This window comes from Streptomyces aureus (assembly GCF_000725495.1).
GTDB lineage: Bacteria > Actinomycetota > Actinomycetes > Streptomycetales > Streptomycetaceae > Streptomyces > Streptomyces aureus_B.
This window is the reverse complement of record NZ_JNZD01000046.1, coordinates 20238-34264: the sequence shown is the minus strand read 5'-3', so window position 1 is coordinate 34264 and position 14027 is coordinate 20238. Positions and strand designations below refer to the sequence as shown.

The window sequence follows — 14027 nt, the reverse complement described above, 5'->3', positions numbered from 1 at the left end:
CGACCCGCCCACCGAGCCCACGCGGCCCGCGACGACCCCGCCCAGCTCCCGCCGGACGGGGTGTGCCCAGCCCTCGCCGGACAGGGGGCCCCGCGGCGCCCCCGCCCAGCCCCCGCCGGACAGCCCCTACGCGCCCGTCCGCCCCGGCAGCACCCCCACGAAGTCCCGCACAGCGGCCCTCACGTCGTCCGCCGACCACTCCAGCCCCGGCCCGGCCACCGTGACCTCGGTGTACGACAGCCCCGGGCCGCCCCGGTTCCAGCCCTGGGCGAACAGACCGGCCTTCGTCTCCTCGACGTGCCGCAGCGCCGCGTCCCCGAGCACCTCGGGCTCGTAGGGCAGCCAGACCTGGAACTGGTGCGTGTGCGGCTCCTCCGGGAACACCCGGGCCCAGGGGACGCCCGCCTCGGCGAAGCCCTCGCGCAGGGCGCCGGCCACCACGCGCGCGTGGGCGACGTACTCGGGCAGCCGGGGCAGCTCCCGCTCCAGGCCGATCAGCGCGGACAGGACGGTCGGGAACTGCTGGATGATCATGCCGCCGTAGCGGTGCCGCCAGGTCTTCGCCTCGTCCACGAGCGTTCTCGGCCCGGCGACGGCGGCCCCGCCGAAACCGCCCAGGGACTTGTAGAACGAGACGTACACGCTGTCCGCGAGGCCGGCGATCTCCGCCAGGGAGCGGCCGAAGTGCGGGGTGCACTCCCACAGGCGGGCCCCGTCGATGTGGACCACCGCGTCGCGTTCCCGGGCCGCCTCGACGACCTCGGTGAGCTCCTCCCAGGTGGGCAGGACGAAACCGGCGTCCCGGAGCGGCAGCTCCAGCAGCAGTGCCCCGAACGGCTCGGGGAAGTCCCGTACCTCGTCGGCGGTCGGCATCCGGGGCTCGCCGGTCAGCCGGACCGGGCGCAGACCGCTGACCTGGCTGAACGCCTGCCGTTCATGGACCTCGGGATGGTTGAGGGCGTGCAGGGCCACGGTCGGGTCGCCGGTCCGGCCCGCCCAGCAGCGCAGCGCGACCTGCTGGGCCATGGTCCCGGTGGGGAAGAAGACCGCCGCCTCCGTGCCGAGCAGCTCGGCGACCCGCTCCTCCAGGGTCTCCACGAGCCCGTCGCCGTACATGTCGACCCGCTCGTCGAGGTCGGCCACCGCGCCGGCGCCCTCGCTCAGCCAGTCCAGCCGTTCGCGCAGGGTCAGCTGGTAGCCGGGCCGCCACAGGACCCGTCCGGCCGCCTTCCAGGCCGCCGCGCGCCGCTCGAACCGCTCCTTGGGGGACAGCTCCGCCGTCTCCCGTCCGTCCCGCTCCGCGGGTTCCGTCCCGCTCCGTGCCGCCGTATCGCTCATCCCAGGATCATGGCCCGAGCCGCCCCTCCAGGTCACCCCGAAATCCGCGCCCGCCGTGACCTGCGCCGATCCCGCCCCGCACGGCCGACGCAGGGCCGAGGCACGGCCGGCGCACGGCCGACGCACGGGCGGTCCGGGCGGCCCGCGGGAACCCACAGCCTGTGGATGACGAACGGCCCTTTGGCCAATCGCGTTAACATGACGAGAAATCGTCCGGTACCCCGAGCGGACTGGAACGGAAGGCCGCCGTCGAGTGAGTACACATCCCCAGCCAGAGCCCAAGGACCGCCCCGCGCGGCTGACCGTCGGCGTCGTCGGCGCCGGCCGTGTCGGACCCGCGCTCGCCGCCGCGCTCCAGCTCGCCGGACACCGCCCGGTGGCCGTCTCCGGCGTCTCCGACGCCTCCCGGCGGCGCGCGGCCCAGCTCCTGCCCGACGTACCGCTGGTGTCCCCGGCGGAGGTCCTGGAGCGCGCCGACCTCGTCCTGCTGACCGTCCCGGACGACGCGCTCCCCGGGCTCGTCGAAGGACTCGCCGAGACGGGCGCCGTCCGGCCGGGACAGCTGCTCGTGCACACCTCCGGACGGTACGGCGCGCGCGTGCTCGAACCGGCCCTCAGGGCGGGCGCGCTGCCGCTGGCCCTGCACCCCGCGATGACGTTCACCGGCACCGCCGTGGACGTCCAGCGGCTCGTCGGATGCTCCTTCGGGGTCACCGCCCCCGAACAGCTGCGGCTGGCCGCCGAGGCCCTGGTGATCGAGATGGGCGGCGAGCCCGAGTGGATCGCCGAGGAGTCCAGGCCGCTCTACCACGCGGCCCTCGCGCTCGGCGCCAACCACCTGGTGACCCTGGTCGCCGAGTCGATGGAACTGCTGCGCACCGCCGGTGTCGAGGCCCCCGACCGCATGCTCGGCCCGCTCCTCGGCGCCGCCCTGGACAACGCCCTCAGGTCGGGCGACGCGGCCCTGACCGGACCCGTCGCGCGCGGGGACGCGGGCACCGTCGCCGCGCACGTGGCCGAACTGCGCCGACACGCCCCCGCGACGGTCGCCGGCTATCTGGCGATGGCCCGGGCCACCGCCGACCGCGCGCTCGCCCACGGACTGCTCAAGCCGGAACTCGCCGAGGACCTCCTGGGAGTACTCGCCGCCGGGACGGACGCGACCCAGGGGACCGAGGGAGACACCCGATGACCACCAGCCTGCTGCGTACCGCCGGCGAACTCGCCGCGCGCTCCCGCTCCGGCCGCAGAGCCGTCGTGATGACCATGGGTGCCCTCCACGAGGGCCACGCCACGCTGGTCCGCACCGCCCGCGAGATCGCGGGAGAGGCGGGCGAGGTGGTCGTCACCGTCTTCGTGAACCCCCTCCAGTTCGGGCAGGGCGAGGACCTCGACCGCTACCCGCGCACCCTGGAAGCCGACCTGAAGATCGCCGAACAGGCGGGCGCGGACGTCGTGTTCGCCCCCGCCGTCGACGAGGTCTACCCCGGCGGCGAGCCCCAGGTCCGCATCTCCGCGGGACCGATGGGCGAGCGCCTGGAAGGCTCCGTGCGGCCCGGTCACTTCGACGGCATGCTCACCGTCGTCGCCAAGCTGCTGCACCTGACCCGGCCCGACGTGGCGCTCTACGGGCAGAAGGACGCCCAGCAGCTGGCCCTGATCAAGCGCATGGTGCGCGACCTGAACTTCGGCGTGGAGATCCTCGGCGTCCCCACCGTGCGCGAGGAGGACGGGCTCGCCCTCTCCAGCCGCAACCGCTACCTCTCGGCCGAGGAGCGGCGCACCGCGCTCGCCCTCTCCCAGGCCCTGTTCGCCGGCCGCGACCGGCACGCCGCCCAGGAGGCGCTGCGCGCGCGGGCCCTTGAGGTGCCCGCCACCCGCGAGCGCGCCGAGGCCCTCAGCGCCATAGGCGAGTCGCGGGCGGCGGCCGACGCGCACGCAGTCGCCAAGGCCGTCCCCGGCTGGCCCGGCGGCGTCCGCTCCGCGGCCCGGCTCGTCCTCGACGAGGCGGCCCGCCTGAAGCCGCCGCTCGTCCTGGACTATCTCGCTCTCGTCGACCCGGACGACTTCACCGAGATCCCGGACGACTTCACCGGCGAGGCGGTCCTCGCCGTCGCCGCCCGGGTCGGGACGACCCGGCTGATCGACAACCTTCCCCTCACCTTCGGAGCCGCCTCGTGACCGGCAATGGCACAGGTTCAGACACCGCCACTGGCACCGGCATACGCCTGCACGCGCCCGCCCCCGGCTGGGCCCTGACCGCGGACGTCGTGGTCGTCGGCTCCGGCGTCGCCGGGCTCACCGCGGCCCTGCGCTGCGAGGCCGCGGGACTGCGGACCATCGTGGTCACCAAGGCCCGCCTGGACGACGGTTCCACCCGCTGGGCCCAGGGCGGCGTCGCGGCGGCCCTCGGCGAGGGCGACACCCCCGAGCAGCACCTGGACGACACCCTCGTCGCCGGCGCGGGCCTGTGCGACGAGGAGGCCGTGCGCATCCTCGTCACCGAGGGCCCCGACGCGGTGCGCCGGCTCATCGCGACCGGCGCCCACTTCGACGAGTCCTCCGAGGGCGGCCTCGAACTCACCCGCGAGGGCGGCCACCACCGTCGCCGCATCGCCCACGCGGGCGGCGACGCGACCGGCGCCGAGATCTCCCGGGCCCTGGTCGAGGCGGTCCGCGCCCGCGGTCTGCGCACCGTCGAGAACGCCCTCGTCCTGGACCTCCTGACGGATGCGGAGGGCCGCGCCGCGGGCGTGACCCTGCACGTCATGGGAGAGGGCCAGCACGACGGCGTGGGGGCCGTCCACGCCCCCGCCGTGGTCCTCGCGACCGGCGGCATGGGCCAGGTGTTCTCCGCGACCACCAACCCGTCCGTCTCCACCGGCGACGGCGTGGCCCTCGCCCTGCGCGCGGGAGCCGAGGTCTCCGACCTCGAATTCGTCCAGTTCCACCCGACCGTGCTCTTCCTCGGCGCCGACGCGGAGGGCCAGCAGCCGCTGGTCTCCGAGGCGGTACGGGGCGAGGGCGCCCACCTGGTCGACGCGGACGGCGTGCGCTTCATGCTGGGACAGCACGAGCTGGCCGAGCTGGCGCCCCGGGACATCGTCGCCAAGGGCATCACCCGCCGCATGCTGGAGCAGGACGCCGAGCACATGTTCCTCGACGCCCGGCACTTCGGCGCCGCCATGTGGGAGCACCGCTTCCCCACGATCCTCGCCGCCTGCCGCGCCCACGGCATCGACCCGGTGACCGAGCCCGTCCCGGTCGCCCCGGCCGCCCACTACGCCTCCGGCGGCGTGCGCACCGACGCCCGGGGCCGCACCACCGTCCCCGGCCTGTACGCGTGCGGCGAGGTCGCCTGCACGGGCGTCCACGGCGCCAACCGGCTGGCCTCCAACTCGCTGCTGGAAGGCCTCGTCTACGCCGAGCGCATCGCCGCCGACATCGCCGGGAGCCATGCCGAGGACGCCCTGCACGCGCGCGTGCCCCGGCCCGTCCCGCACCCCGAGACGCCCGCGCACCCGCTGCTCGCCCCCGAGACCCGCTTCGCGGTCCAGCGGATCATGACCGCGGGCGCCGGTGTGCTGCGCTCCGCCGACTCCCTGCGGACCGCGGCCGAGCAGCTCCAGCGGCTGCACACCGACGCCCGGGACGCCCTCGACGAGAACGGCAAGACCTCCGAGCCCGGCGTCGACACCTGGGAGGCCACCAACCTGCTGTGCGTGGCCCGCGTCCTGGTCGCCGCCGCCCAGCTGCGCGAGGAGACCCGGGGCTGCCACTGGCGCGAGGACCACGCCGGCCGGGACGACGAACGGTGGCGCCGCCACATCGTCGTACGGCTGAATCCCGACCGGACCCTCGCCGTGCGCACCACCGATACCGCAGACTTCCCCCCGACATCCGGGCAGCCCCAAGCGGCGCCCTCGTCCCGTCCCCAGGAGCAGTGACCGAAGTGAGCACCCAGGACCTTCCCCTCGCCGAGAGCGGCGGCTGCGGCGACGGCTGCGGCTGCGGCGCAGACACGGACGAGGAGTACATGGAGTGCGGCCTCGATCCCGCTCTGGCCGAACTCCTCGCCGACGCCGGCCTCGACCCCCTCGAGGTCGAGGACATCGCCAACGTGGCGATCCAGGAGGACCTCGACCACGGCGTGGACGTGACGACGGTCGCGACCATCCCCGAGGACGCCGTCTCCACCGGGGACTTCACCGCCCGGGACGCGGGCGTCGTCGCGGGCCTGCGCGTCGCCGAGGCCGTCCTGTCGGTGGTCTGCACCGACGAGTTCGAGGTCGAGCGGCACGTCGAGGACGGCGACCTGGTCGAGGCCGGCCAGAAGCTGCTGAGCGTCACCACCCGCACCCGCGACCTGCTGACCGCCGAGCGCAGTGCCCTCAACCTGCTGTGCCGCCTGTCCGGCATCGCGACCGCCACGCGCGCGTGGGCGGACGCCCTGGAGGGCACCGAGACGCGGGTGCGCGACACCCGCAAGACCACGCCGGGCCTGCGTTCCCTGGAGAAGTTCGCGGTGCGCTGCGGCGGCGGTGTCAACCACCGCATGTCACTTTCGGACGCCGCGCTGGTCAAGGACAACCACGTGGTCGCCGCCGGCGGCGTGGCCGAGGCCTTCAAGGCCGTACGGGAGATGTTCCCGGAGGTCCCGGTCGAGGTCGAGGTCGACACCCTGCACCAGCTGCGGGACGTCGTGGACGCGGGCGCCGACCTGATCCTGCTGGACAACTTCACGCCCGTCGAGTGCGAGGAGGCGGTCGCCCTCGTCGCCGGCCGCGCCCTGCTCGAGGCGTCCGGCCGCCTCACCCTCGAAAACGCCGAGGCCTACGCGAAGACGGGCGTCGACTTCCTGGCGGTGGGCGCGCTCACGCACTCCTCCCCGATCCTCGACATCGGCCTCGACCTGCGAGCGGCGGAGTAACCCCGGCCATGCTGCTGACCATCGACGTGGGCAACACCCACACGGTCCTCGGTCTCTTCGACGGCGAGGAGATCGTCGAGCACTGGCGCATCTCCACCGACTCGCGCCGCACCGCCGACGAACTCGCCGTGCTGCTCCAGGGCCTCATGGGCATGCACCCGCTGCTCGGTGAGGAACTCGGCGACGGCATCGACGGCATAGCGATCTGCGCCACCGTGCCGTCGGTGCTCCACGAGCTGCGCGAGGTGACCCGGCGCTACTACGGAGACGTCCCCGCCGTCCTCGTCGAGCCCGGCGTCAAGACCGGCGTGCCGATCCTCACCGACAACCCCAAGGAGGTCGGCGCCGACCGGATCATCAACGCCGTCGCCGCCGTCGAGCTCTACGGCGGACCGGCGATCGTCGTCGACTTCGGCACCGCGACCACCTTCGACGCGGTCAGCGTGCGCGGCGAGTACGTGGGCGGTGTCATCGCCCCCGGCATCGAGATCTCCGTCGACGCGCTCGGCGTCAAGGGCGCCCAGCTGCGCAAGATCGAGGTGGCCCGGCCGCGCGCGGTGATCGGCAAGAACACCGTCGAGGCGATGCAGTCGGGCATCATCTACGGCTTCGCGGGCCAGGTCGACGGCGTCGTGAACCGGATGGCGCGCGAGCTCGCCGACGACCCCGAGGACGTCACCGTCATCGCCACCGGCGGCCTCGCGCCCATGGTGCTCGGCGAGTCCTCGGTGATCGACGAGCACGAGCCGTGGCTGACGCTGATCGGGCTGCGCCTGGTGTACGAGCGGAACGTCTCGCGCATGTGAGGCCGGCGCCGCCCGCGGGCGGACGACGCCTGGCGCCGGAAGGGCCCCGCGGTTTCGCGGGGCCCTTTCCGCGTCCGGTCCCGGCACTTTCCCCGCGGGGGCGATGGTGACGGCGGAAGAGGGATTCCGGGGCGGGCACCCGGGAATCCCGGAGGAAATTCCCCGACGGAAGCCCGCCTGGTCCTGGCGTCATCGCCGAGGTCCCGCCTTCCAAGCACTCCGCAGCGGGCTCTCCACCGCACTCTCCACCGCCACCCCCCACTGCCCTCTTCACGGCGCCCTCCGGGATTTCGGCCCGGGGCCCGGTCGTGGCTCCGGTCGCGGTACTCGTGGCACTCGTGGCACTCGCGGAATCAGGGACGCGCCACAATTCTTCCGCTATGCGGATTTTGTCTGATTAGCACGTATCGTCGCCCCATGCCCACGCCCTACGGATCCCACGGCGGCATGGCGTTCGGCGCGGAGGAGCTGCGTGTCCTCCGCCGTGCCCTCGCCCTCGCCCTGCACCCCAGCCCCGTCTCGGCCGAGGACGTCCAGGACTGCCTCCGCCTCGCCGAGTCCGTCGACGAGGCGGCCCACGAGGGGGCCAGGCTCCGGGCCTTCCTGCTGGCCGACCTCGTCCGCTACCGCGCCGCCCTGCCGGGCACCGCGGCGGGCTACCTCGTCCTTCTGGAGGAGGTTCTCGCGTCCGGCTACCGGCCTGACCCCGACGACCTCGCCGCGCTGCGCGCCCTGCGCGGCAACCCGTCCGCGGCGGCCCTCCTGGACCGCTGCCGGGTCCTCGCCGAACAGGACGTGCGCGCCCGCCTCGCCGGGCGTGCGGTCCCCGCGGTCGCCTCGGTCCCCGCGTCCCGGACCCGGCTGCTGGCCATCCCCGGCGGCCGCGCCGCGGAGGAGCCCGACCGCAAGCCCGAACCGGCGCCGCAGCCCCGGCAGCCGGACCGGGCGCCGCGCCCCGACCGGCCCATCCCCACCCCGGGCGAGGTCTTCCCGCCGCGCCGCAACGTCTGCCCGGCGACGCCATGCACGCCCTCTCGCCGCACCGGCCCCAGACCCGAGTACATCCAGTACGCAGGTCTGGGGCCGGCACGCCGAGAGCACGCACCTGACGCCGCCGGGCCGCCCTCCGGGCGACGACGCGAATTTCCGGACAGGCCCTGGGCCCCGTCCGCGGCCCTGCCCATGGGCGCGCCGCCCGGACCCCGAGGGATCCGGGCGGCGCGCCCTGGCTACTCTGGAGCCATGGACTACGTCTCCGCGCTCGTGCCCCCGGTAGTGATGGCCGTGTTCTTCATCGGGCTCATCGTGACGATCGTGAGGAGTCAGGGCGGGGCCAACAAGGCCAAGGAGGACGGGGTCGTCGACGCCGCCCTCGCGCGTGTGGAGGCCGCCCAGCAGGCCTCGGCCCCCAAGGACGCCGGGGCCTGAGACCCGGGCTCCCCTGCGCCGGCCCCGGGCTTCCCGGGCGCCCGCCCGCTCCGCCCGGCGCCCGCCCACCCGTACGGACGGTGCCGCCGACGGCGTACGACTCGGACGTTTCCTGCGTCCTTCGAGTCGTACGCCCTTTTTGTTGACCATCTCCCACTATTGTTCTGAACTGTGCCTCGCCCATTGGGAGAACTCGAAGACGCGGTCATGACGCGGGTGTGGAAGTGGAACCGCCCGGTGACCGTTCGGGAAGTCCTGGAAGACCTTCAACAGGAACGGTCCATCGCCTACACCACGGTGATGACCGTTTTGGACAATCTCCATCAGAAGGGCTGGGTCCGCCGCGAGGCGGAAGGCCGGGCCTATCGATATGAGGCGGTCTCCACTCGGGCCGCCTACTCCGCGGCCCTGATGAACGACGCCTGGTCGCAGAGCGACAACCCCGCGGCCGCTCTCGTCGCCTTCTTCGGCATGATGAGCGAGGAACAGCGGGTGGCCCTCAGGGATGCCGTACGCATGGTGCAAGGGCCGGAACCGCAAGCCCCCGGGGCCGCCGAAAGGCCACCGGTGTCCGCACCCTCCGAGGAGAACCCCGCCGCCGACGGGGACGCCTCCGGGCGATAGCGTCCGCTCATGTCAGCAGAGCATCCCGCGGAGGTTCCGGCAGGGCTTCCGGCGGAGCATCCCGAAGTCACCGCAAAAGCCGTCACCGTCCGCCGGGCCAGGACCAGCGATGTGGCGGCCGTTCGACGACTCCTCGACGCGAACGTGCGCCGCCGTATCCTGCTCGACAAACCCACCGTCACCCTTTACGAGGACATCCAGGAGTTCTGGGTCGCGGAACGCGACGACAACGCCGAGGTGGTCGGCTGCGGCGCCCTGCACGTGATGTGGGAAGACCTCGCGGAAGTCCGCACTCTCGCCGTGAACCCCGCGGTCAAGGGCCTGGGCGTCGGTCACCAGCTGCTGGAGAAGTTGCTCCAGACCGCACGCTGGCTCGGTGTTCGACGCGTTTTCTGCCTGACCTTCGAAGTCGGCTTCTTCGCCAAGCACGGCTTCGTGGAGATCGGTGAGACACCCGTCGACACCGATGTCTACGCCGAGCTCCTGCGTTCCTATGACGAGGGCGTGGCGGAGTTCCTCGGTCTCGAACGAGTGAAACCGAACACCTTGGGCAACAGCCGGATGCTTCTGCATCTGTGATCGCGGCCGGCTATTCCGGCGGAGTGCGTTGCCCACGTTCCCTATGTCCGAAACGCGCACGTTTCCGGGCGGGCGGAGTGCCCCGGGTCTCTCCCAGGGGTTTGTGTTTTTCCAGCAAAAGCGGTTTGCTTTCCGACGTACTGCAGTACTGCATATAAGGGACGGCGAAACGGCGGACGCCGCGGGGCCCTCCTAGCCCTGAAGTTATCGATGAAAGGAAATCCGGTGGCACAGAAGGTTCAGGTCCTTCTTGTCGACGACCTCGACGGTGGCGAGGCGGACGAGACCGTGACGTTCGCGCTGGACGGCAAGACGTACGAAATCGATCTCACGACCGCCAACGCGGACAAGCTCCGTGGCCTTCTCGACGCCTACGTCAAGGGTGGCCGTCGCACCGGAGGCCGTGCTTCGGGCGGACGCGGAAAGGCCCGTGTCGCTTCCGGCGGCGCTCAGGACACCGCGCAGATCCGCGCCTGGGCGAAGGAGAACGGCTACGAGGTCAACGACCGCGGCCGCGTTCCCGCGTCCATCCGCGAGGCCTACGAGAAGGCCAACGGCTGAGTAGGCGCTCGCCGCAGTTTCACGCGGTGGCAGTGCGTCGCCATCGTCTGCACGAGTCGTACGAGATCGGGGGCGCCCCCAACGCCCCCGCCGACGGCCCCGCCGCCCAGCGCCGACAGTGTCGGCAACGCCGGCTCCACCTCGCGGCCGGGCGCCGGGGGTCGCAGCCAGCGGGCGGCCCCTCGTGGGCCCCTCCGCGCGTCCGGACCGGCCGGGGGCCGCTGTCCGGGACGCTCCGGCGGCCCGTCTTCGGGCCGGCCTCCGGGCCGGACCCCGAGCAGGGCCGGCCCCGGAGCGCGGGAACCCGGCCGCCGCACCGCGGCCCCGGCATCCAGGGCCCTCGGGAGCACGAGATCCGGCGCGCCCGGCATGCTCGGCGTACAGAGCCCCGGCCCGCCGGGGAGACCGGGATCCGGTGGCGGGGGAGCCTCGATGCTCCCGCCCTCGCCGATCGCCGTGAGATCCAGCGCGAGCGCGCCCCACTCCAGCCAGTCGAGCAGCCCCGGCAGCTCCTCCGCGCTCCCCGCGGCCACCAGCAGCCGCATCCGCTCCCCGTGCAGCACCACCGGGGAAGCCGGCGCCAGATGCCGCAGCGCGGGAAACCCCGCCTCCGCGGGCACCTCCAGGACGTCGAAACGCAGCCCCGTGACCAGCCGCGCCGGCGGACCGGGCACCGCCGTCCACTCCAGTTCGTTCTCGTACCACCGGCACACCGGATCGACCGGATCACCCGGATCGGACGGCCGACGCGGCACGGGGACGGTGGGAACCATGCAAGGAGCAACCGTCGAAAGACGCCCGGGGTTACGCTGGGCGTTTGCGCGACCGCACAGAGTTCCGTGAAAACGGGCGTGCGGGAGCGTTCGGGCGGGCATCGATGTTCGCCCGTAGCGGAGGGAACCGGTGCGCGCGGCATGGACTGTCAGTGAGCACGGGTAAGACATGCCTAGTGGGAGGGGCGACACGCAGGGCTCGGGCATCTCACGTTCGCCATCGGCGTACAGCGGGAGAGGGTATCTGCCTGGCCTGCGGGAACATCGTCTCGCACCATCAGGTTGGAGCAGATGTCGGCGTTCGGGGTCAGGAGGCCAAGGACGGTGTCGGCAGTTGGAATGAGCGGTCCCCGCTTGCGGGACTAAGCTGCGGAAGGACAGGGAGGGGAGCGTCCCCTTACTGCCTGACCGCTCTGAGGAGCGATTAACGATGTTCGAGAGGTTCACCGACCGCGCGCGGCGGGTTGTCGTCCTGGCTCAGGAAGAAGCCCGGATGCTCAACCACAACTACATCGGCACCGAGCACATCCTCCTGGGCCTGATCCACGAGGGTGAGGGTGTCGCCGCTAAGGCCCTGGAGAGCCTCGGGATTTCGCTCGAGGCGGTCCGCCAGCAGGTGGAGGAGATCATCGGCCAGGGCCAGCAGGCCCCCTCCGGCCACATCCCCTTCACCCCCCGTGCCAAGAAGGTCCTGGAGCTGTCGCTCCGCGAGGCCCTTCAGCTGGGCCACAACTACATCGGCACGGAGCACATCCTGCTCGGCCTGATCCGCGAGGGCGAGGGCGTCGCCGCCCAGGTCCTGGTCAAGCTGGGCGCAGACCTCAACCGGGTGCGGCAGCAGGTGATCCAGCTGCTCTCCGGCTACCAGGGCAAGGAGACCGCCACCGCCGGCGGTCCTGCCGAGGGCACCCCCTCCACGTCCCTGGTCCTCGACCAGTTCGGCCGGAACCTCACCCAGGCCGCCCGCGAGTCCAAGCTCGACCCGGTCATCGGGCGCGAGAAGGAGATCGAGCGGGTCATGCAGGTGCTGTCCCGCCGCACCAAGAACAACCCGGTGCTCATCGGTGAGCCCGGCGTCGGCAAGACCGCCGTCGTCGAGGGCCTCGCCCAGGCCATCGTCAAGGGCGAGGTGCCCGAGACCCTCAAGGACAAGCACCTCTACACCCTGGACCTCGGCGCGCTGGTCGCCGGCTCCCGCTACCGCGGTGACTTCGAGGAGCGCCTGAAGAAGGTCCTCAAGGAGATCCGCACCCGCGGCGACATCATCCTGTTCATCGACGAGCTGCACACGCTGGTCGGTGCGGGTGCCGCCGAGGGCGCCATCGACGCCGCCTCGATCCTCAAGCCGATGCTGGCCCGTGGTGAGCTCCAGACCATCGGTGCGACCACCCTGGACGAGTACCGCAAGCACCTCGAGAAGGACGCGGCCCTCGAGCGCCGCTTCCAGCCGATCCAGGTGGCGGAGCCTTCCCTCCCCCACACGATCGAGATCCTCAAGGGCCTGCGCGACCGTTACGAGGCCCACCACCGCGTGTCCATCACGGACGAGGCCCTGGTGCAGGCGGCGACGCTCGCCGACCGGTACATCTCGGACCGCTTCCTGCCCGACAAGGCGATCGACCTGATCGACGAGGCCGGTTCCCGGATGCGCATCCGCCGGATGACCGCACCGCCGGACCTCCGCGAGTTCGACGAGAAGATCGCGGGCGTGCGCCGCGACAAGGAGTCGGCCATCGACTCCCAGGACTTCGAGAAGGCGGCCTCTCTCCGCGACAAGGAGAAGCAGCTGCTGGCGGCGAAGGCCAAGCGCGAGAAGGAGTGGAAGGCCGGCGACATGGACGTCGTGGCCGAGGTCGACGGCGAGCTGATCGCCGAGGTCCTGGCCACCGCCACCGGCATCCCGGTCTTCAAGCTGACCGAGGAGGAGTCCTCGCGTCTGCTGCGCATGGAGGACGAGCTCCACAAGCGGGTCATCGGCCAGAAGGACGCCATCAAGGCGCTCTCGCAGGCGATCCGCCGTACGCGAGCGGGTCTGAAGGACCCGAAGCGTCCCGGTGGTTCCTTCATCTTCGCCGGCCCCTCGGGTGTCGGTAAGACGGAGCTGTCGAAGACCCTCGCGGAGTTCCTCTTCGGTGACGAGGACGCGCTGATCTCCCTCGACATGTCGGAGTTCAGCGAGAAGCACACGGTCTCGCGTCTCTTCGGTTCGCCCCCCGGCTACGTGGGCTACGAAGAGGGCGGCCAGCTGACCGAGAAGGTCCGCCGCAAGCCGTTCTCCGTCGTCCTCTTCGACGAGGTCGAGAAGGCCCACCCGGACATCTTCAACTCGCTGCTGCAGATCCTGGAGGACGGTCGTCTGACCGACTCCCAGGGCCGGGTCGTGGACTTCAAGAACACGGTCATCATCATGACGACCAACCTCGGCACCCGGGACATCTCCAAGGGCTTCAACCTCGGCTTCGCGGCCGTGGGCGACGTCAAGACGAACTACGACCGGATGAAGGCCAAGGTCAACGAGGAGCTGAAGCAGCACTTCCGCCCCGAGTTCCTGAACCGTGTCGACGACACGGTGGTCTTCCACCAGCTGACCGAGGAAGACATCATCCAGATCGTCGACCTCATGATCGCCAAGGTCGACGAGCGGCTGAAGGACCGGGACATGGGCATCGAGCTCAGCCCGACCGCCAAGTCGCTCCTCGCGAAGAAGGGCTACGACCCCGTCCTGGGCGCCCGGCCGCTGCGCCGGACCATCCAGCGCGAGATCGAGGACGTCCTCTCCGAGAAGATCCTCTTCGGCGAGCTCCGTCCCGGCCACATCGTGGTCGTGGACACGGAGGGCGAGGGCGACGCCAAGACCTTCACCTTCCGGGGTGAGGAGAAGTCGGCGCTCCCCGACGTCCCGCCGATCGAGCAGGCCGCCGGCGGTGCCGGTCCCAACCTGAGCAAGGAGGCGTGACCTCACGGTCCGCCTGAATAGGGGCTGCCCCG

11 protein-coding genes and 1 pseudogene are annotated in these 14027 nt (G+C 72.0%); 10 read left to right on the top strand and 2 right to left on the bottom strand.

Translation table 11 applies throughout. The features are described 5' to 3' along the window. Positions 1 to 126: 126 nt before the first annotated feature. Entirely contained in the window at positions 127 to 1338 is a 1212-nt protein-coding gene (locus tag IO36_RS34465; RefSeq protein WP_037625916.1) for a threonine aldolase family protein, read from the bottom strand. A gap of 253 nt (positions 1339 to 1591) precedes the next feature. Here IO36_RS34465 and IO36_RS34460 point away from each other — a divergent pair, with 253 nt between their 5' ends. The 9 genes and pseudogenes from IO36_RS34460 to IO36_RS34420 all read left to right on the top strand — a co-directional run bounded on the left by IO36_RS34460 (position 1592) and on the right by IO36_RS34420 (position 10266). Continuing rightward, positions 1592 to 2530: a Rossmann-like and DUF2520 domain-containing protein gene (locus IO36_RS34460; RefSeq protein WP_037625915.1), complete on the top strand. Its 939-nt coding sequence runs from the start codon at positions 1592 to 1594 to the stop codon at positions 2528 to 2530. Then, positions 2527 to 3519 carry a pantoate--beta-alanine ligase gene (panC, locus tag IO36_RS34455; RefSeq protein ID WP_037625913.1) on the top strand — a complete coding sequence of 331 codons (993 nt, stop codon included), beginning with the start codon at positions 2527 to 2529 and terminating at the stop codon, positions 3517 to 3519. Before IO36_RS34460 ends, panC begins: the two co-directional genes overlap by 4 nt. Continuing rightward, entirely contained in the window at positions 3516 to 5285 is a 1770-nt protein-coding gene (locus IO36_RS34450; RefSeq protein WP_037625911.1) for an L-aspartate oxidase, read from the top strand. Before panC ends, IO36_RS34450 begins: the two co-directional genes overlap by 4 nt. A 5-nt stretch (positions 5286 to 5290) precedes the next feature. Next, positions 5291 to 6268 carry a carboxylating nicotinate-nucleotide diphosphorylase gene (gene nadC / locus IO36_RS34445; RefSeq protein ID WP_037625999.1) on the top strand — a complete coding sequence of 326 codons (978 nt, stop codon included), beginning with the start codon at positions 5291 to 5293 and terminating at the stop codon, positions 6266 to 6268. An 8-nt stretch (positions 6269 to 6276) separates the two neighbouring features. Beyond that, complete coding sequence (locus tag IO36_RS34440; RefSeq protein ID WP_037625909.1) at positions 6277 to 7074, top strand: type III pantothenate kinase; 798 nt, start codon at positions 6277 to 6279, stop codon at positions 7072 to 7074. Between the two features lie 447 nt (positions 7075 to 7521). Then, positions 7522 to 8115: pseudogene (locus tag IO36_RS34435) on the top strand (hypothetical protein); the annotation flags it as partial. Positions 8116 to 8673: 558 nt separating this feature from the next. Further along, on the top strand, positions 8674 to 9126 hold the full coding sequence (locus tag IO36_RS34430) for a BlaI/MecI/CopY family transcriptional regulator (RefSeq protein ID WP_245173587.1): 453 nt from the start codon (positions 8674 to 8676) through the stop codon (positions 9124 to 9126). Positions 9127 to 9135: 9 nt separating this feature from the next. Beyond that, positions 9136 to 9705, top strand: a complete 570-nt coding sequence (locus IO36_RS34425) for an amino-acid N-acetyltransferase (protein ID WP_051901170.1) — start codon at positions 9136 to 9138, stop codon at positions 9703 to 9705. A 225-nt stretch (positions 9706 to 9930) separates the two neighbouring features. Then, a complete protein-coding gene (locus IO36_RS34420) occupies positions 9931 to 10266 on the top strand; it encodes a histone-like nucleoid-structuring protein Lsr2 (protein WP_037625903.1) in 336 nt (111 codons plus the stop codon). On the opposite strand, the gene IO36_RS34415 is transcribed toward IO36_RS34420, so the two are convergent. Then, entirely contained in the window at positions 10245 to 11039 is a 795-nt protein-coding gene (locus tag IO36_RS34415; protein ID WP_037625901.1) for an SCO3374 family protein, read from the bottom strand. The genes IO36_RS34420 and IO36_RS34415 overlap by 22 nt on opposite strands. 430 nt (positions 11040 to 11469) lie before the next feature. Between IO36_RS34415 and IO36_RS34410 the strand changes: the two genes are divergently transcribed. Then, complete coding sequence (locus IO36_RS34410) at positions 11470 to 13995, top strand: ATP-dependent Clp protease ATP-binding subunit (protein ID WP_037625899.1); 2526 nt, start codon at positions 11470 to 11472, stop codon at positions 13993 to 13995. The last annotated feature ends 32 nt before the right edge of the window (positions 13996 to 14027 follow it).